Here is a 17,965-nt window from a genome sequence, read left to right on the forward strand (position 1 = left end):
GCCCGATTGTTTCGGCCCGATTCTCCGAGGAGCCCTGCGTGACCCTGATCAGCTATCTGACCAACATCACCTTCGACCACGGCGCGGTGAAGACCCTCGGCGCCGAGATGGACGCGCTCGGCATGAAGCGCCCGCTGATCGTCACCGACAAGGGCCTGGTCGCGGCCGGGCTGATCGACACCGTGCGCGGCGTGATTCCGAACGACAAGGCGGTCACGATCTTCGACGGCACGCCGGCCAACCCGACCGAAGCGGCCGCCAAGCAGGCGCTGGCGATGTACCGCGAGGCCGGTTGCGACGGCATCGTCGCGGTCGGCGGCGGGTCGTCCATGGACCTGGCCAAGGCGGTCATGCTGATGGTCGAGCATCCCGGCGCGCTCGACGACTACGCCATGATCAAGGGCGGGGTCCCGAAGATCACCGCCAACATGCCGCCGCTGATCGCCATCCCGACCACCGCCGGCACCGGCAGCGAGGTCGGCCGCGGCGCCGTCATCGTCATGGACAGCGGGGTGAAGACCGCCCTGGTCTCGCCCTACCTGATCCCCAAGCGGGCGATCTGCGATCCCGACCTGACGCTCGACCTGCCGGCCGGCCTGACGGCGGCGACCGGCATGGACGCGCTGACCCACTGCATCGAGACCTACCTGTCGCCGAAGGTGAACCCGCCGGCCGAGGCGATCGCGCTGGACGGGGTGTCGCGGGCGGTCAGGCATCTGGAGCGGGCCGTGAAGGACGGCCACGACCGCGAGGCGCGCTGGAACATGATGATGGCCTCGATGGAGGGCGCCATGGCGTTCCAGAAGGGCCTGGGCGCGGTGCATTCGATGTCGCACCCGCTCGGCGCCCTGCCGGAGCCGCGGCTGCACCACGGTACCCTGAACGCGGTGATCATGCCGACCATCCTGCGGTTCAACCACGACCATGTCGGCGACAAGTACGACACCCTGCGCCGGGTCATGGAGCTGCCGTCGAACGCCGACATGCCGCAGGTGATCGCCGATATGAACGCCCGGCTGAAGCTGCCGCGGAACCTGCGCGAGATGGGGGTGACCGAGGCGATGATCCCGGTCGCCGCCGAGCAGGCGGAATACGACCACTGCACGCCGACCAACCCGCGGCCGGTCGACCGCAGCGGCTTCGAGGCGCTGTTCGAGGAGGCGATGCGCTGAGGGACCGCCGCGCTCCTCATCCTTTGGCATGAGTGCCATGCGTCGCCCCGGCTTGACCGACCGGCGCCCCGGGAACAACCTGCCTGAAATTCCGGCAGATTCCAGAGCGCCATGACCGCCATCTCCCCGGCCGCCGACGAGGCCGAGCCCGGTAGCTTCCGCGACGACGTGAAGGTGATCAGCCTGATCGGCGTCGCGCATTTCTTCAGCCACTTCTACATCCTGGTGCTGCCGCCGCTGTTCCCGATCCTGAAGGACGCGTTCGGGGTCAGCTATGTCGAGCTCGGGCTGTTCGTGATGGCGTTCTCGGCCGCCACCGGGGTCAGCCAGATCGTCTGCGGCTACCTGGTCGACCGGATCGGCGCCAAGGGCATCCTGATCGCCGGACTGGCGCTGGAGGGGCTGGCGTTCCTGCTGATCGGGCTGACCGGCAGCTACTGGGCGGTGCTGGGCCTGATGGTGGTCGCCGGCATCGCCAACGGCGTCTACCACCCGGCCGACTACGCCATCCTGTCTGCCTCGGTGTCCGAGAAGCGGATGGGCAGGGCGTTCTCGCTGCACACCTTCACCGGGTTCTTCGGCGGTGCCGTGGTGCCGCCGACCATCATCGCGCTGGCGGCGCTGTTCGGCTGGGAGACCGGCGTGGCGATCTGCGGCGCGGCAGGGATCCTGGCGGCCGCCGGCCTGCTGGTGTTCGGCCGCTCGCTGAAGCACGCGCCGGGCGCCGACAAGCGCCGCAAGCCGGGGGCCAAGGCGGATGCCGGGCCGACCCCGACCTCGGTGCTGCTGAGCCCGCCGATCCTGATGTGCCTGGTGTTCTTCACCCTGCTGGCGCTCAGCCAGGGCGGCATCAACCAGTTCCTGATCGCGACCCTGAACGCGCTGTACGACACCCCGGTTGCGGAGGCGACGGCGGCCCTGACCAGCTACCTGTTCGGCACCGCCGGCGGCATCCTGATCGGCGGCCAGATCGCCGACCGCACCCGGCACCACAACCGGGTCGCCGCGACATGCTTCCTGTTCACCGCCGCCGCCGTCCTGGTAATCGGCCTGGTCGCCCTGCCGCTGTGGCTGCTGATCGGGCTGATGGTCGCCCAGGGCATCGCCCAGGGCATCATCATGCCGAGCCGCGACATGCTGGTCCGCTCGGTCACGCCGCCGGGTGCGATGGGCAAGGTGTTCGGCTTCGTCTCCACCGGCTTCAGCATCGGCGGCATCGTGTCGCCGCTGCTGTTCGGCTTCCTGCTGGACCAGGGCCGCCCGGCGGTCGTGTTCTACGTGGTGGCGGCGTTCATGGTCGTCTCGCTGGTCACGGTGTTCACCGCCGTCGGCAAGCGCCGGGAGGCCGACGCCACCGCCTGAGCCTCAGCCGCCGGGCCGCGCGACCTGCGCCTCGCGGTGCAGGACGTACAGGCCGCTGCCGACCAGGATGGCGGTGCCGGCGAGCGTCCAGCCGTCCGGCAGGTCACCGAAGACCAGCCAGCCGAAGAACCCTGCGAAGACGATCTGGGCATACTGGAACGGCGCCAGCAGCGAGGCGGTGGCCACCCGGTAGGCGTGGATCAGCATCAGGTGCGAGCCGCCGCCCAGCGCCCCCATGACCGCCATCAGCCCCCATTGGGCGAGGGTCGGCGTCTGCCAGACGAAGGGCAGGATCAGGGTGGCGCCGCTCGCTCCGACCAGGGTGGTGTAGAACAGCATCGCCATCGGGCGCTCGGTCCGGGTCAGGATCCGGGTGTTGATCACGAAGGTCGCGAAGATGAAGGCCAGCAGGATCACCAGGCCATAGGCCCAGTGCACCTCGCTGAAGCCCGGCCGGACGATCACCAGGGTACCGGCGAGCCCGACCAGCACGGCGGCCCAGCGCCGCGGCCCGACCCGCTCGCCCAGCAGCGGGACAGACAGCGCCACCACGAACAGCGGGGCGACGAAGCCGATCGCCACCGCGTCGGCCAGCGGGATGTAGCGGATCGCGGTGAAGAAGCAGGTGGTGGCGGTCAGCAGCTGCACGCCGCGGAACAGCACCAGGCCCAGGCGGTGCACCCGCAGCACCTCGGACGGCCGCCGGCGCAGCAGGAACGGCAGCAGGAAGGCGAAGTTGAAGGCGTAGCGGCCCCACACCACCATGCCCACCGGCATTTCCTGGGACAGGTACTTGGCGACCGTGTCCATGGTCGCGAACACCAGCTCGGCCAGCACCAGCAGGCCGATTCCGAGCGACGCGTCGATCGAGATTTCCGCGGCGCGCGTCGGCGGCGACGCCCCGGTCCCCGGCGGTCCGCCCTGGTCGGTGCCGGTCGATGGGGAGTCGGGCGGATCGATGGCCGGCATGGCCGGACGCTGACATACCGGTGCCGCAAAGGGAATGCATCTTCACCCACGGCGGCACGCGGGCTAGAACGGCGGTCTGGTGGGGCCAGGAACGACTCGACAAACCGGATCCGGGAACGGGGACCGATGAGCCTGTACGACAGCGACCGGCGCTATCGACGGCGCTTCTGGGGCGGGATGCTGCGCCTCATCCTGTTCGTCGCCCTGATCGGGGCGACGGCGATCGTCTCGTATCAGTTCGGGATCGAGGACCTGGAGAGCCAGGTCCGCGGCTACCAGCAGGAGATTTTCGACCTGGAGAACCGCCACGGCCAGCTCGAGCAGGAGACCGCCAACCTGCGGGTGGCGGCCGAGCGGGCCAAGCTGACCGTCGAGGAGTGGGAGCGCCGCTACGCCGCCGACGTTCCGGCCGGCGAGCGCAGGCGGATGCTGGAACTGGCGACCGAGCGGCTGCAGGCCGGCGTGTCGCCGGACCGCCTCGCCTTCCTGATCAAGTCGGCCGACGACCCGCGCGACTGCGAGCCGGTGGAGAGCAAGCGGTTCCTGGTCCGGACGCCGCTCTACGACGGCAAGAACACCGTGGTGTCGTTCGCCGACGACGCCATCGTGGTCAGCGGCAGCGGCGAATCGGCCAAGACCGCCGATGGGCTGCCGCAGGCCTGGTTCGACCCGCAGCTGCCGGTCACCGTCGAGATAAAGCGGATCGACGGCGAGGTCCGCGAGGTCGCCGGGGTGCTGCCGCTGAACGGCTCGATCGTTCAGGGCGGCACCGAGCACCGCTTCCAGATGCGGGCCGGTGCCACCGGCTTCATCCAGATCGCCGCCGAGAGATGCGCCTACCCGTGACGCGGCGATGACCTGCGCTCCGGCGGCGGCCCGGGCGTCGGCCCGGGTCGGATGGACCCTGGCGGCGCATTTCGCCAGCTCGCTGTCGATCGGGATCGCGATCGGCGGGATGGTGCCGCTGATCGCCCTGACCCTCGAGCATCGCGGAATCGACCCGGTACTGATCGGCGTGAACTCGGCGATCGGCTCGCTCGGCGTGATCGCGGGGGCGCCGCTGGTGCCGTCGATGATCCGCCGGTTCGGGGCCGCCGAGGGAATGGTCCTGGGCCTGCTGCTGACCGCCGCGTCGGTCGTCGGCCTCGCCTTCACCGAGGACCTGGGACTCTGGCTGGTGCTGCGGTTCCTCACCGGTTTCGGCGTGGCGACCCAGTGGGTGGTCAGCGAGACCTGGATGCAGGCGATCGTGACCGAGCGGCGGCGCGGCCTGGTGATGTCGGTCTACGTCACCTCGATCGCCATCGGCTTCGCGATCGGGCCGGTGCTGCTGACCTTCACAGGCACCGAAGGGGTGCTGCCGTTCGCGGCGCTCGCCGGGACGATCGCGGCGACGGCGCTGCCGATGCTGCCGATCCGGCGCTGGGCGCCGGTCCTGGCGCTCGGCCAGCGCGGCAGCGTGGCGCGGCTGCTGCGCGAGGCCCCGACCGTCGCGATGGCGGCGATCGCCGTCGGCCTCGTCGACTCGGCGTTCTTCACCTTCATGCCGCTGTACGGGCTGCGGATCGGGCTGTCGCACGAGACCGCGATCACGCTGCTGACCGCGGTGTTCGCCGGGAACGTCATCCTGCAGGTGCCGTTGGGCTGGCTGGCCGACCGGGTCAACCGGCGGGCGCTGCTGGTGGCGCTCGGTCTGGGATGCTGCGTCGGGCCGGCGGCGGCCGCCTGGGCGCTGACCGCCGGCTCGGTGGTGGCGTATCCGGTGCTGGTGCTTTGGGGCGGTGCCGCGTTCGGGATCTATACGGTGGCGATGACCCTGCTCGGCGAGCGCTACCGGGGGGGCGAGCTGGCGGCTGCCAATGCCGCCTTCGTCATCGCCTTCGAACTCGCGAACCTGGCAGGGCCGCCGGCCGCCGGCTGGGCGATGGAGGCCTGGGTGCCGCACGGGCTCATGGTCTGGATGACGGCGGTGGCGCTGGGCTTCGTGGCGGTCGCTGTGGTCCGCGGCGCGCTGCGCCGTTAGCCGGCGCTCACGGCAGCGGGCCCTTGGCCTGGCAGAACTGGCCCTTGCCGACCAGCGGCCGGCAGAAGTCCTTGGCGGCGGCCTCGCTGGCGAACCCGGCGGCCAGCAGGCGGGTGTAGGTGCCGCGGCCGCGACCGCTGTCGAACTCGCTGGTCCGCATGGTCTTGTCCTTGAGCTGCGGGAACTGCCGCTGCAGCGTCTTCCAGCCGTCGGCCGCGGCCTTCTGCGACCGGTAGGACGCCAGGTGCACCGCCCAGTTGCCGCCGGCGCCGGTCGCCGCCGGGACGGCGTTGGCCTTGGCCATCGGCTTGCCGTCGCCGCCCTGCTCCATCCCGGCCAGCTTCTCCAGGCGGGTGACGACGTTTTCCAGCCGGGACACCAGGGTCCCGGTCACGATGGCCTCGCCCGGCTGCATCATACCCGGCTCGGGCTTCATCATGCCGTCCTCGCCGATCGCCGGCATCGGCGCGTGCGGGGCGGTCATCGGCGCGGCCTCGACCGGCGGCGTCGGAGCGGCCGCCGGCTGGCTTCCGGCCCGGTTGGTCACCAGGTCGGCCGACACCAGCTCCTTGCGGTTCTTGCGGTTGGCGAACTCGCGTTCGCGCAGCACGTAGTTCTGGACCGTCGGGGAGTAGTAGTAGGAGTCGCGATAGTCCTTGCGCTGGCAGTCGATGCGGAAGGTGTCGTAGCGCCCGGCCTTGACCTCGACCGACTGCTGCCCGGCGACCACGCAGCGGTGCTCGTCCTGCCAGCCGGCCGGCGCGTTCTCCGAAGAGCCGCGCACGCTGTAGGCGATGACGTTGCCTTCCTGCAGGGGGAACAGCTGGTGCGGCGAGCCGATGATGGTCTGCCGGCCGCGCCCGAGCTCGGGGTCGTCGGACCACATCAGGGGCGGCGTCACCACGGCCGCATCCTTGGTCCAGATCAGTCCGCTGTCGTTGGTCCAGACCACGCGGTCCGGCGAGGTCGAGACCACCCGCTCGGTGGTCACGGTGCCGCCGTCGTCATACACGAAGGTATCGCCGGGCGAGTAGATCGGCGCCGGTGCCGGCGCCAGCCCCTGGGCCGCCGGGGGCGTCCCGCCGCCGGAAGACGAGCCGGACGAGCAGCCGGCCAGCGCAAGCATGCCGATCACGACGGCAGTAAGCGACCGACGCTGCGTCATTGCGGAACGGCACTCCAGGCTGCGTGAGGGCGAATCAGCCATAAGCATCAATATTTTGCGAATAACTGTCAAGGTGACCGCAACATTGTGGGCGCCGACCGCCGGCATCGCCGTACCGATTGACCGTTGTCGGTCGTGGGGTTCACAGTTTGCCCCGGCGTCGTTCTGGCGTCGATCCATCCCTGACGAGGAGGTTGTCATGGCCCTGGCGCTCGCGCCCAAGATTCCGTCCGTTCGCGATCGGGTCAGCGACGAGGAATGGCAAACCCGCGTCGATCTCGCCGCCTGCTACAGGCTGGTGGCGCATTTCGGCTGGATCGACTCGATCTACACCCACATCTCGGCCCGGGTGCCCGGCGAGGAGGGGGCGTTCCTGCTGAACCCCTACGGCTTCATGTTCGAGGAGGTGACGGCCTCGTCGCTGGTGAAGGTCGACTTCGAGGGCAAGATCCTGATGGACACGCCGTTCGAGGTGAACGAGGCCGGCTTCACCATTCATTCCGCCGTGCACATGGCGCGCCACGACGTGGACTGCGTGATCCACACCCACACGGTGTCGGGCATGGCGGTGTCGGCGCAGGCCGACGGGCTGCTGCCGCTGACCCAGAACTCGATGATGTTCTACGGCGACCACATGGCCTACCACGAGTACGAAGGGATCGCCCTCGACCTGGACGAGCGCTCCCGCCTGCAGGCCGACCTCGGGAACCGCTACGCCATGATCCTGCGCAACCACGGCCTGCTGACCTGCGGGCGCACGATTCCGGAGGCCTTCGAGATCATGCAGAACCTGGAGCGGGCCTGCGAGGCGCAGCTGTCGGCGCTGGCCGGCGGGGTGAAGCTGACCCATCCGTCGGGCAACGTCTGCGCGCACACCGCCGACCAGTTCTGGAACTATCACGCCAACAAGCCGTTCGGCGAGCGGGCCTGGCCGGCGATGCTGCGCCTGCTGGACCGGAACAACCCCGGCTACGACGCCTGACCGAATCCGACAATTTCTGGCTGACCATCTCTGGGAGATCCTGCGCATGGCACGCGTCCAGGCGGACACGGTTCTGACGGGCGGCAAGGTGTATCTCGGCCCGGGCCTCGGCTTCGCGGAGGCCGTCGCGACCTTCGCCGGCCGGGTGCTGGCCACCGGTTCGACGGCCGAGATCGCCGCCCTCGCCGGCCCGGGAACGGCCCGGGTCGACCTGGCCGGGCGGCTCGCCCTGCCGGGGCTCAACGACGCGCACCAGCACATGATGAGCGTCGGCATGGGCACCTTCGAGGTGAACCTGAAGCGCGACGACATCCGCACCGTCGACCACGTGCTGGCGGCGATCAGGGCGAAGGTCGACGAGGTCGGCCCCGGCAACTGGGTGTTCGGCCGCGGCTACGACCATTTCGAGCTGGACGTGAAGCGGCACCCGCTGCGCGAGGAACTCGACCAGGTGGCGCCGGACAACCCGGTCTACATCAAGCGCACCTGCGGCCACATGGGGGTCGCCAACTCGAAGGCCCTCGAGCTCGCGGGCATCCGCGAGGGCGTCGCGCAGCCGGCCGGCGGCCATGTCGAGGCCCAGAACGGCAAGCTGACCGGCCTGCTGCAGGAGACCGCCCAGCAGCTGGTCTACAGGGCGTTCCCGGCGGCCACCTTCGAGGACTTCGTGACCGGCATCGAGGCCGGCGCCCGGCTCAACCTGTCCTACGGCATCACCAGTTGCACCGACCCGGGGGTCGGCCTGCGCGAGGGCTACAAGGACTGGCAGGCTTATGTGGCGGCACGCCGCCAGGGTCGGCTGCCGGTGCGGATGTACCTGATGATGCTGGCCGGTGCGACCGGCTGGCCCGACCGCGTCGTCGACATGGACCTGATGACCGGCGACGGCGACGAGTGGATGCGGGTCGGCTGCATGAAGCTGTTCGCCGACGGCTCGGCCGGCGGCAAGACCGCGGCGATGTCGCAGCCCTATGCCGACGATTCCGAGAACCGCGGCATCTTCATCTGCGGCGACGAGGAGATCCACGGGATGATCGCGGACTACCATGCCCGCGGCTTCCAGGTCGCCACCCACGCCATCGGCGACGCGGCGATCGAGCAGGTGCTGAGCGGCTACGAGAAAGCCATGGGCAATTCGGTCGACACCCAGCGGCGCCACCGCATCGAGCATTGCGGATTCCTGTCCCAGGGCCAGATCGACCGGATGGCCCGGGTCGGGGTGCTGCCGGCGCCGCAGCCGATCTTCCTGTACGAGTTCGGCGACCTTTATGTCGACGCGCTCGGCCACGGCCGGCCCGAGGCGAGCTATCCGATGCGGCGCTGGCTCGACGCCGGCCTGCGACCCTCCGCCAGCTCCGACGGGCCGGTGTCGTCGACCAATCCGTTCCGCGGCCTTTACACGATGGTCACCCGCAGGACCAACAAGGGCACGGTGCTGGGGGCGGACGAGAGGCTGAACCTGGAGGAGGCGATCGCCGCCTACACGGTGAACTCGGCCTACGGCTCGTTCGAGGAGGGCATCAAGGGCACCCTGGCGCCCGGCATGCTGGCCGACGTGGCGGTGCTCGACACCGACCTGTTCGCCACCGAGCCGACGGCCTGGCTGCAGGCGCAGGCCGACCTGACGATCGTCGGCGGCAGGGTCGAGTACGACCGGCTCGGGCAGATGTAGGACGCGCCGCCGCTTTCGACGCTGCGGCGGCGGGTAGGTTCCGGAGCCGCGCTCACGCGCGCCCTCCGGAATGACGAAAATGGGGGTGCGCGCCGCCCCCTCCGCCGCCCCCTCCAACGTCATCCGGGAGAGTCCGCGCCAGCGGACGGCCCCGGGATCCACGGAGCGACGGCCCGCCACCACCCTTGAACGCGAACGGCCGGCCCCTAGGGGCCGGCCGCCGCAGTATTCACGAGGGTCGACGGCTCACTTCAGGTAGCCGTTGTCCTTCCAGATCGCGTAGTCCTTGCGGAACGCGGTCAGCGAGGCCCAGATCTTCTTGGAGTCCTCGTTGTCCTTGATCTCGTCGGCGATCACCTCGTTCCAGGCAGCCTCGAACTTGGCGAGCATGTCATCCGACCAGCGGTGGATGGTCACGCCCTTCTCCTGGTGGAACCTCATCGCCGCGAACTGGGCGCCTTCGCCGCGCACGAACATGAACACCACGTTGGCGTCGCACGCTCCCTTGATCACGGACTTCTGGGTGTCGTCCAGCGCGTCATAGGCCGGCTTGTGGATCAGCAGCTCGTTCAGGGTCGACTGCTGGTGCCAGCCCGGGAAGTAGTTGTGCTTGGCGACCTGGAAGAAGCCGAGCTCCTTGTCGATCGCCGGCATCGAGAACTCGGTGGCGTCGATCGAGCCGAGCTCGAGGGCCGGGTAGATGTCGCCGCCGGCCAGCAGCTGGGTGGAGACGCCGAACTTCTCCATGACCTTGGCGCCGAGACCGAAGAACCGCATCTTCAGGCCCCGGAGATCGTCGGTGCTCTTGATCTCCTTGCGGTACCAGCCCGAGGACTCCGGTGCGATGATGCCGCAGAGGTTGTAGCGGATGTTGTCGCGGCCATACATCTCGGTGGCCATTTCCTCGCCGCCGCCGTACCGCATCCACGCCAGGTACTCACCGGCATTCGGGCCGAACGGCACCGCCGAGAAGAAGGCGTAGGCGTTGTTCTTGTTGACGCTGTAGCCCGGCGTGCCGAACGCCGCGTCGAGCGCGCCGCTGGAGACCGGATCGTAATACGCGGTGCCGGGAACCAGGGCACCCGGCTCGAAGAACTTCAGCGTCAGTTCGCCGCCGGACATCTTGGTGATGCTGTCGGCGGCGTTGTTGGCGCCCTCGCCGAGCACGATCAGCTTGCCGCCGAATGCCGAGTGCATCTTCCAGCGAACCCGCTTGGCGTCGGCGTCGGTCGCCGTCCCCGCGAACGTCACCGCCGCCATCACGCCGGCGGCCAGTGTGAGCCACATCTTACCCTTCATCGAACATCCTCCTCCGTTCTTTCCCCGTTTTTCATGAAAAATGGCCGGAGATCGCGGTCGATCTCCGGCCAAAGCCTTGGCGAGACTGGGAGGTTTCAGCCAAGGAAACCGGTGCGCGGCTCGTTAGCCGGCACAAAGTTGCTTTACATACGATCATCAGAACCATTGTGGCCATGCTAAAGATGACTCGCAACAACGGAATTGATGATCGACGAACGAACTGATGCTGAATCGCGTCTAATATCGCCTCGTGGGGGGAGGAGGGGCCGGCGCCGGATCGCCCGGTGCCGGCTGTAGGCGCTATTTCAGGTAGCCGTTCTCCTTCCAGACCGCGTAGTCGTCGCGGAAGGTGGAGTAGGAGGCCCAGATCCGCTTGGCGTCCTCGTTGCCGGCGATCTCCTCGGCGATGACCTCCTTCCAGGCCTTCTCGAACTGCGCCAGCTGATCGTCGGTCCAGCGGTGGATGGTCACGCCCTTTTCCTGGTGGAACTTGATGGCCTCGAACTGCGAGGCCTCGCCCTTCACGAACATGTAGAGGGTGGCCCGGTCGCAGGCGGCCGCCAGCAGTTCCTGGTGCGGGGCGCTGAGCTTCTCGTAGGCGGTCTGGTTGACCAGCAGCTCGTTGATGGTCGACTGCTGGTGCCAGCCCGGGAAGTAGTTGTGCTTGGCGATCTGGTAGAAGCCGTAACCCTTGTCGGTCACCGGCATCGAGAACTCGGTGGCGTCGATCGAGCCGAGCTCGAGGGCCGGGTAGATGTCGCCGCCGGCCAGCAGCTGGGTGGAGACGCCGAACTTCTCCATGACCTTGGCGCCGAGCCCGAAGAACCGCATCTTCATGCCCTTGAGGTCATCGAGGCTCTTGATCTCGTTGCGGAACCAGCCGGAGGTCTCGGGCGGGGCGATCCCGCAGATGTAGAACCGGATGTTGTCGCGCCCGTACATCTCGCGCGCCATGGTCTCGCCGCCGCCGTAGCGCATCCACGCCAGGTACTCGCCGGCGCGCGGCCCGAACGGCACCGACGCGAAGAACGCGTAGGCGAAGTTCTTGTTCACGTTGAAGCCGGGGGTGCCGTAGGCGGCATCGATCGCGCCGCTGGAGACCGGGTCGTAGTAGGCGTTGCCGGGGATCAGGGCGCCGGGCTCGAAATGCTTGATCCGGAACTCCCCGCCACTGATCTTCTCGACGGTGTCGACGACCATGGTCGGGGTGTCGCCGATGATCGGGATGTTGCTCGCATAGGCGGCGTGCAGCTTCCAGCGGACCCGCTCGGCCTGGGCGTCGACGACCATCGTCGTCAGGCCGATCGCCGCGGCCGCGCCGCCCAGCACAAATCGTCCGAGCCCGGAGCGCCAGCGATGGTATGCCATGGATTCCTCACCTTCCCGCATTCGCCGCGGAAGTTAGTTGTCATGCATAAAGTAGTCATACAGACGATAGTCATGCTATTGATTGGAAATAGATTCTAAAGTTGATTCTTGGAAACCATATGATGCGACATTCGCATTAATCATGCCTTGAAACCGGCTTTCACCCGGGGCGCCACCGAGGTTTGACGGCGTCCGGCGCCCGACGCAAACTGCCGGTCCCGGCCGCTTCGGGCCGCCGCTTCAAATTCTGTCGAGGTAGAGTCATGAGCCGGACCACGGTGATCCGTAACGCCGACTGGGTGGTGGCCTGGGATCCGGCCGGCGGGCCGGACGGAGCCGGCGGTCACGCGTACCGGCGGGGTATCGACGTGGCGTTCCGCGACCATGAGATCGTCCATGTCGGCCCGGGCTTCGATGGCCCGGTCGACGAGACGGTCGACGGTTCGGGGCGCCTGGTGATCCCGGGCTTCGTCGACATCCATTCGCACCCCAGCTCGGAGCCCGGCAACAAGGGGCTGAACGAGGAACTGGGCTCGCCCCGCCTCGGCCAGTCGTCGCTGTACGAGTACATGCCGGTGTTCCGCATGCTGCCGGAGGGGGCGGCCCACGCCACCCGCTTCGCGATCTGGGAGATGCTGCGCAGCGGCGTGACGACTTACTGCGACCTCTCGGGCGCCCGCGACGGCTGGGTCGAGGAGGTCGCCGAGACCGGCATCCGGGGCGTGCTGTGCCCGATGTACCGGTCGGCGACCTGGACGACGAAGGATGGCCACTCGGTGGTCTACGACTGGGACGAGGCCGCCGGCGAACGCGGACTGGAGCGGGCCGTCCAGATCATCGACGAGGCCGACCGCCATCCGTCTGGGCGGATGTCCGGCATGATGGGGCCGTCGCAGATCGACACCTGCACGCCTGAACTCATCCGGGAAAGCTACCGGGTGGCGCGCGAGCGCGGCATCACCATGCAGATCCACGCCGCCCAGAGCGTCGTCGAGTTCAACGAGATGACCGGCCGCCACGGCATGACCCCGGTCGAGTGGCTGGACGACATCGGGGTGCTGGCCGAGGGCACGATCGTCAGCCACGGCATCTTCCTGAACGACCACCCCTGGCTGCACTGGCCGCAGGCCGACGACTTCGGCCGGCTGGTCCGCTCGGGTGCCGCGGTCGCGCACTGCCCGAACGTGTTCTGGCGGCGCGGCATCGCGCTGAACCATGTCGGCCGCTACATGAGCGCAGGCATCCCGCTCGGCCTCGGCACCGACACCTTCCCGCACAACTTCCTGCACGAGATGGAGATCGCCATGGTGGCCGGCCGGCTGATGTCCGGCGACTTCACCAACGCCTCGACGTCGCAGATCTTCTACGCGGCGACCGTCGGCGGTGCCCGCGCCATCGGCCGCGACGACATCGGCAAGCTGGAGGTCGGTTGCAAGGCCGACATCGTGCTGGTGGATGCCGGTCACCCCTACATGCAGCCGCTACGCGACCCGATCCGCAGCCTGATCTACTCGGCCGGCGACCGGGCCGTGACCGACGTCTACGTGCATGGCGAGAAGGTGGTCGACCGCGGCACGGTGCAGACCGTCGACATCGCGGCGACCGCGGCCCGGCTGAACGAGTTCCAGCAGATCACCATCTCGGGCGTGCGGCAGCGCGACTGGGCCGGCCGCAGCATCGACGAGATGACGCCGATGGTGTTCCCGGGCGGCGACTGACGGCCGTCACCCGGTTCGCGGTTCGAACACCAGCTTGGGGTTCGGGTCGCGCGGGTCGGGCCTGATGTCGCCGACCCCGGCGATCGGGCGCAGCCCGTCGTCGCCCAGCTGCGAGATCGACCAGCCGGCCGGATCGAACAGCGCGAGCAGGTCCTCGGCGGTGCGCCGGTACAGCGCGACCAGGTCCGGGTGGAACTCGACCACGAAGGTCGTCCGCCCGGCCTCGATGATGCCGCGCGCGCCTTCCAGGACGCCGATCTCGTGGCCTTCGACGGCGATCTTGACCAGCTTCGGCAGCAGCTGGGGGTCGAGGAAGGCGTCGTCGAGCGCCAGCATCGGCACGAAGTCGTCGACCACCGAATGCGGCTCGTTGCGGGTGAAGCGGGTGGTCTGGCCGTCGAGCTGGGTCGCCGGGTTGCCCTCGAAGCGCGGCATCATCGAGAGCCCCGAACGGGCCGATCCGCCGACATGCAGCACCCGCAGCAGGTCGAAGCCGTTGATCGTCGCCATCTGCTCGATCAGCGGCAGCAGGTCGCGCTGGATCTCCAGCGCGAACACGGCGGCCCCGGTGGTCGAGGCGAAGCCGCTGATGTAGCCGACATTGGCGCCGACATCGATGAACACGTCGCCCGGGCCGAGCCGCCCGGTCACGAAGCCGATCAGGGCCGCTCCGTAGCGCCCGTCGTGGCCGTCGACCATCTGCTTGAACTCGAGCGACGACTGGTCGTTGAGCGGAAACCGGACTTCGATGCCGTTCGGCCCGGTGCTGGTCCAGCTCGTGGTCTTGCCGTAGCGCGCCATGCGCTGCTGCAGCGCCTTCAGGGCGCGCGCCGCGCGGTTCATGAAGTAGGCGGCCACCGGGTTGCCCTCGACCAGCCGGCCGCGCCGCAGCGTCCGCGACAGGGTCGCCAGCTCGTCGCGCGAGCAGGGCGGCCAGCCGCCGGCCAGGACGGCCTGCAGATCGTCCGGCCGCTCGACCGCCCGGCGCCGGGCGGCGTCGCGCGATTCGAACCCGATCAGCGAGGCGACATGCTTGCGGGGGTCCGGCATCGCGCGACTATGCCATCCGTACCGGGGGCGCGCCACAGCCGGCCGTCGGCGGCGCCACCACGGCTCTTCCGCCTGACGTGCCGGAAGTGCGAGACTGACGGCACAGAAACCCGGAAGCGTGCGCTGGAGGCAGGAGTGAGCGAGTTCGACGTGATCGTGAAGGGCGGTACGGTGGTAACCGCGTCCGAGACCATGCGCGCCGACGTGGGCATCAAGGACGGCCGGATCACCGCCCTTGCGGAGAACCTCGCAGGGTCCGCCGCAAGGGTCGTCGACGCCACCGGCCGCTACGTGATGCCGGGCGGGATCGACAGCCACTGCCATATCGAGCAGCCGTCCTCGACCGGCGGCAGGAACGCCGAGACCTGGGAGAGCGGCACCCGCTCGGCGGCCTGCGGCGGCACCACGACGGTGATCGCCTTCTCCAGCCAGGAGAAGGGCGAGGGCGTGCTGAGCCAGGTGAAGGCCTATCACGAGAAGGCCAGGAGGGCCTGCATCGACTACAGCTTCCACATCATCGTCTCGGACCCGACCGACGCGGTGGTCGCCGACGAGCTGCCGGGGCTGATCGAATCCGGGCTGCGCTCGATCAAGCTGTTCATGACCTACCCGAAGAACCGGGTCGACGACCGCGAGATCCTGAGGATCTTCGAGGTCGCCCGGCGGCACGGCGCGCTGGTCTGCGTGCACGCCGAGAGCCACGACGCCATCATGTACATGACCGAGAAGCTGCTGGCGGCCGGGCTCGGGCAGACCAAGTACCACGCGTGGTGCAAGCCGGCGCTGGTCGAGCGCGAGGCCACCACCCGGGTGATCATGCTGGCCGAGCTGATGGACCAGCCGATCCAGATCTTCCACGTCACCTGCGAGGAGGCGGCCGAGGAGATCCGCCGCGCCCAGGCCCGCGGCCTGAAGGTGTTCGCCGAGACCTGCCCGCAGTATTTCGTGCTGACCGCCGACGACCTGGACGCCGACCAGCGCGACGGCGCCCGGCTGATCTGCTCGCCCGCACCGCGCTCGGTCGAGGACCAGCGGGCGCTGTGGAAGCATGTCCGCACCGGCACCATCGGCAACGTCACCTCGGACCACGCGCCCTACAACATCGACGCCCCTGACGGCAAGTTCTGGGCCGGCGACAACGCGCCGTTCAGCCAGATCGCCAACGGCGTGCCGGGCCTCGAGACCCGCATGCCGATCTGTTTCCACGAGGGCGTGGTGAAGGGCCGCATCGACCTGCAGCAGTTCGTGGCGCTGACCTCGACCAACTCGGCCCGGCTGTTCGGCATCTACCCGCAGAAGGGCACGATCGCGATCGGCGCCGACGCCGACATCGTGGTCTGGGACGCCGAGAAGAAGGTCCGGATCACCCAGGACATCCTGCACCACGACACCGACTACACGCCCTACGAGGGCATGGACGTGATCGGCTGGCCGGCGGTCACCCTATCGCGCGGCCGGGTGGTGTGGAACGAGGGCGAGGTCGACTGCCAGGCCGGCTGGGGCAGGTTCCTGGCGCGCGGGCCCTACGACTACATCAAGCCGACCGGCAGGTTCCCGACGCCGTTCAACCCGATCACCGGGCAGATCGAGGAGTGAACGCGGATCTGGACCGTGCCGACGGAGGGAAACTCTAGCAATGTCGGCATCTGACCGGAACGAGGAACTGGACCGCTACATCATCCGCCACCTCGACGACCGGCAGGCCGTGGCGCGTCGCGTTCTTCTGGCGCTGCGCGACGGCGACCTGAACGGACCCGCGCGGAAGCGATACCTCCGGTTTGTCTTCAAGCTGTCCAGTTATCTCGACGCTTTCCAGTATTCCTGCGTCTACGCCATTGTGACCAAAGGCCAGGCTCCGGATCCGTCCGGGTTCGGGCGCCTGGATCTGCTCGATCGGCTGTATCCGGCCCTGTCCGGATGGCTGTTCGATTGTCTGGTCCGCGACAAGCCATCGCTTCCGCCGTTCGAGGGGCTGCAGGGCGCGATGCTGGTCTCGCGTATCCTGGAGGGGGTGGTCCGCCACCTATACAGCCTGTGTGAGTTCGGCGCGGCGGAGGCCGTTTCTCGACTTCACGCCGCGATCGACCGGTCCTTCCAGATGAAGTCGGCCGACTGGGTGTTCTCGTCGAGCTTCATTCACAACATCGGGCACTTCGCCTACCTGGCGAGCATCATCGAGATGAACCGCCGCGGGCATCTGACCGGTCAGCCGATCAAGGTTCGAACCGGACCGACGACGAACCAGTTCATGTACCGGACCTTCGCGGAGAGCCTGATCGAAGACATCCCGACCGGGACGCAGTTCGTCGAGGAGATCAGCGGCTTCAAACGTCACCGGCTGTCTGACGGAACAAGCATGAGGATGAGCGAACTGGTGAGCGTGGCCGCGACCTACTGGGCGAATGATCGCCCGTTCGCGGCGCTCGATTCCGCGACCGTCGAGCAGGGGGACGCGGCCCTGGCGGAGCTTGGGGTTGCGGCGGATACTCCGATCGTCACGCTTCACGTCCGGGAGCCGGGATACCTCCGCGATCATGCCTCGCGAATGGCGCCGCGCGATGCGGACGTCACGAGCTATCACGAGGCGGTCCGCTATCTGACGGGCAGGGGGTACGCCGTGGTCCGTCTCGGCGATGAAACGATGACACCATTGCCGGACTGGCAGGGGGTGATCGACTACCCGTTCTCGGGGAAGAAGGCTGACTGGATGGACGTCTACCTCGCGGCGCGCTGTCGCTTCCACGTCGGGACGTCGTCCGGAATGTCGTTCATCCCGCTGCTGTTCGCGCGACCCGTGCTGTTCACCAACTGGTCGGCCATGGCGCATGTGGTATGTGCGCCGAACGTGGTGACGCTCCCCAAGACGCTGTTGGGGCCGGACGGGGAGAGGGTCCCCTTGGCCGAGTACTGCAACCGCTACGGCTGGATCTTCGAGCAGTGCGACGCCGACTTGCTCAAGGCGCGCTTCGTGGACAACACTGCCGAGGAATTGCGCGACGCGGTACGGTTCGTCGACGCGTACACCGACCCGGAGACCGGAAAGCTCGCCGTTCCGGAGTCCGAGGTTGCGGAAGCCAGGTCCATCTTCGCGAACTCGATCCTGAAGATCGCCCCGACGATCGCCCCAGCCGGTTAGGCGTCCCGGTCGGTTAGGCCGCGTTGTCCGGGCGCTGACGGCGCCCGAC

14 protein-coding genes are annotated in these 17,965 nt (G+C 68.4%); 9 read left to right on the forward strand and 5 right to left on the reverse strand.

All coding sequences use genetic code 11. The annotated features are described in order from the left end of the window. The first annotated feature begins 38 nt into the window (after positions 1 to 38). Both gbd and RIC31_RS09970 read left to right on the forward strand, forming a co-directional pair. Positions 39 to 1,172 carry a 4-hydroxybutyrate dehydrogenase gene (gbd, locus tag RIC31_RS09965; protein WP_350105992.1) on the forward strand — a complete coding sequence of 378 codons (1,134 nt, stop codon included), beginning with the start codon at positions 39 to 41 and terminating at the stop codon, positions 1,170 to 1,172. 111 nt (positions 1,173 to 1,283) lie between these two features. Next, positions 1,284 to 2,534 carry an MFS transporter gene (locus RIC31_RS09970; RefSeq protein WP_350105995.1) on the forward strand — a complete coding sequence of 417 codons (1,251 nt, stop codon included), beginning with the start codon at positions 1,284 to 1,286 and terminating at the stop codon, positions 2,532 to 2,534. Positions 2,535 to 2,537: 3 nt separating this feature from the next. Here RIC31_RS09970 and RIC31_RS09975 read toward each other — a convergent pair whose 3' ends face one another. Continuing rightward, complete coding sequence (locus tag RIC31_RS09975; protein ID WP_350105997.1) at positions 2,538 to 3,503, reverse strand: DMT family transporter; 966 nt, start codon at positions 3,501 to 3,503, stop codon at positions 2,538 to 2,540. A 126-nt stretch (positions 3,504 to 3,629) separates the two neighbouring features. Here RIC31_RS09975 and RIC31_RS09980 point away from each other — a divergent pair, with 126 nt between their 5' ends. Continuing rightward, positions 3,630 to 4,349 (forward strand): hypothetical protein, encoded by a 720-nt coding sequence (locus RIC31_RS09980; protein WP_350106000.1) that lies wholly within the window; start codon positions 3,630 to 3,632, stop codon positions 4,347 to 4,349. Between the two features lie 7 nt (positions 4,350 to 4,356). Continuing rightward, a complete protein-coding gene (locus RIC31_RS09985; protein ID WP_350106004.1) occupies positions 4,357 to 5,526 on the forward strand; it encodes an MFS transporter in 1,170 nt (389 codons plus the stop codon). Positions 5,527 to 5,533: 7 nt separating this feature from the next. On the opposite strand, the gene RIC31_RS09990 is transcribed toward RIC31_RS09985, so the two are convergent. Further along, on the reverse strand, positions 5,534 to 6,691 hold the full coding sequence (locus tag RIC31_RS09990; protein ID WP_350106007.1) for an SPOR domain-containing protein: 1,158 nt from the start codon (positions 6,689 to 6,691) through the stop codon (positions 5,534 to 5,536). A 199-nt stretch (positions 6,692 to 6,890) separates the two neighbouring features. On the opposite strand from RIC31_RS09990, the gene RIC31_RS09995 reads away from it, so the two are divergent. Both RIC31_RS09995 and RIC31_RS10000 read left to right on the forward strand, forming a co-directional pair. Next, on the forward strand, positions 6,891 to 7,673 hold the full coding sequence (locus tag RIC31_RS09995; RefSeq protein WP_350106010.1) for a class II aldolase/adducin family protein: 783 nt from the start codon (positions 6,891 to 6,893) through the stop codon (positions 7,671 to 7,673). A 46-nt stretch (positions 7,674 to 7,719) separates the two neighbouring features. After that, positions 7,720 to 9,345 carry an amidohydrolase gene (locus RIC31_RS10000; protein WP_350106012.1) on the forward strand — a complete coding sequence of 542 codons (1,626 nt, stop codon included), beginning with the start codon at positions 7,720 to 7,722 and terminating at the stop codon, positions 9,343 to 9,345. Positions 9,346 to 9,591: 246 nt separating this feature from the next. On the opposite strand, the gene RIC31_RS10005 is transcribed toward RIC31_RS10000, so the two are convergent. Then, on the reverse strand, positions 9,592 to 10,644 hold the full coding sequence (locus RIC31_RS10005) for a TRAP transporter substrate-binding protein (protein WP_350106015.1): 1,053 nt from the start codon (positions 10,642 to 10,644) through the stop codon (positions 9,592 to 9,594). A 300-nt stretch (positions 10,645 to 10,944) separates the two neighbouring features. Beyond that, entirely contained in the window at positions 10,945 to 12,012 is a 1,068-nt protein-coding gene (locus RIC31_RS10010) for a TRAP transporter substrate-binding protein (protein WP_350106018.1), read from the reverse strand. 263 nt (positions 12,013 to 12,275) lie between these two features. On the opposite strand from RIC31_RS10010, the gene RIC31_RS10015 reads away from it, so the two are divergent. Then, positions 12,276 to 13,730 (forward strand): amidohydrolase family protein, encoded by a 1,455-nt coding sequence (locus RIC31_RS10015; protein ID WP_350106021.1) that lies wholly within the window; start codon positions 12,276 to 12,278, stop codon positions 13,728 to 13,730. Between the two features lie 6 nt (positions 13,731 to 13,736). Here RIC31_RS10015 and RIC31_RS10020 read toward each other — a convergent pair whose 3' ends face one another. Beyond that, positions 13,737 to 14,780, reverse strand: coding sequence for an FkbM family methyltransferase (locus RIC31_RS10020; RefSeq protein ID WP_350106024.1), 1,044 nt, complete (start codon positions 14,778 to 14,780; stop codon positions 13,737 to 13,739). Positions 14,781 to 14,915: 135 nt separating this feature from the next. On the opposite strand from RIC31_RS10020, the gene hydA reads away from it, so the two are divergent. Then, complete coding sequence (gene hydA, locus RIC31_RS10025) at positions 14,916 to 16,376, forward strand: dihydropyrimidinase (RefSeq protein WP_350106027.1); 1,461 nt, start codon at positions 14,916 to 14,918, stop codon at positions 16,374 to 16,376. Positions 16,377 to 16,416: 40 nt separating this feature from the next. Next, a complete protein-coding gene (locus RIC31_RS10030) occupies positions 16,417 to 17,916 on the forward strand; it encodes a TIGR04372 family glycosyltransferase (protein WP_350106030.1) in 1,500 nt (499 codons plus the stop codon). The last annotated feature ends 49 nt before the right edge of the window (positions 17,917 to 17,965 follow it).

The sequence above is a fragment of the Thalassobaculum sp. genome, assembly GCF_040219615.1.
Classification (GTDB): Bacteria; Pseudomonadota; Alphaproteobacteria; order Thalassobaculales; family Thalassobaculaceae; genus Thalassobaculum_A.

Bases quoted from the DNA above. Each gene is read 5' to 3' on its own strand.
- RIC31_RS10030 (WP_350106030.1), top strand. From the start codon at position 16,417: ATGTCGGCATCTGACCGGAACGAGGAACTGGACCGCTACATCATCCGC.
- RIC31_RS09975 (WP_350105997.1), bottom strand. From the start codon at position 3,503: ATGCCGGCCATCGATCCGCCCGACTCCCCATCGACCGGCACCGACCAG.
- RIC31_RS09980 (WP_350106000.1), top strand. From the start codon at position 3,630: ATGAGCCTGTACGACAGCGACCGGCGCTATCGACGGCGCTTCTGGGGC.
- RIC31_RS09970 (WP_350105995.1), top strand. From the start codon at position 1,284: ATGACCGCCATCTCCCCGGCCGCCGACGAGGCCGAGCCCGGTAGCTTC.
- RIC31_RS10010 (WP_350106018.1), bottom strand. From the start codon at position 12,012: ATGGCATACCATCGCTGGCGCTCCGGGCTCGGACGATTTGTGCTGGGC.
- RIC31_RS09985 (WP_350106004.1), top strand. From the start codon at position 4,357: ATGACCTGCGCTCCGGCGGCGGCCCGGGCGTCGGCCCGGGTCGGATGG.
- RIC31_RS10015 (WP_350106021.1), top strand. From the start codon at position 12,276: ATGAGCCGGACCACGGTGATCCGTAACGCCGACTGGGTGGTGGCCTGG.
- RIC31_RS10020 (WP_350106024.1), bottom strand. From the start codon at position 14,780: ATGCCGGACCCCCGCAAGCATGTCGCCTCGCTGATCGGGTTCGAATCG.
- RIC31_RS09995 (WP_350106010.1), top strand. From the start codon at position 6,891: ATGGCCCTGGCGCTCGCGCCCAAGATTCCGTCCGTTCGCGATCGGGTC.
- RIC31_RS10000 (WP_350106012.1), top strand. From the start codon at position 7,720: ATGGCACGCGTCCAGGCGGACACGGTTCTGACGGGCGGCAAGGTGTAT.
- RIC31_RS09990 (WP_350106007.1), bottom strand. From the start codon at position 6,691: ATGACGCAGCGTCGGTCGCTTACTGCCGTCGTGATCGGCATGCTTGCG.
- RIC31_RS10005 (WP_350106015.1), bottom strand. From the start codon at position 10,644: ATGAAGGGTAAGATGTGGCTCACACTGGCCGCCGGCGTGATGGCGGCG.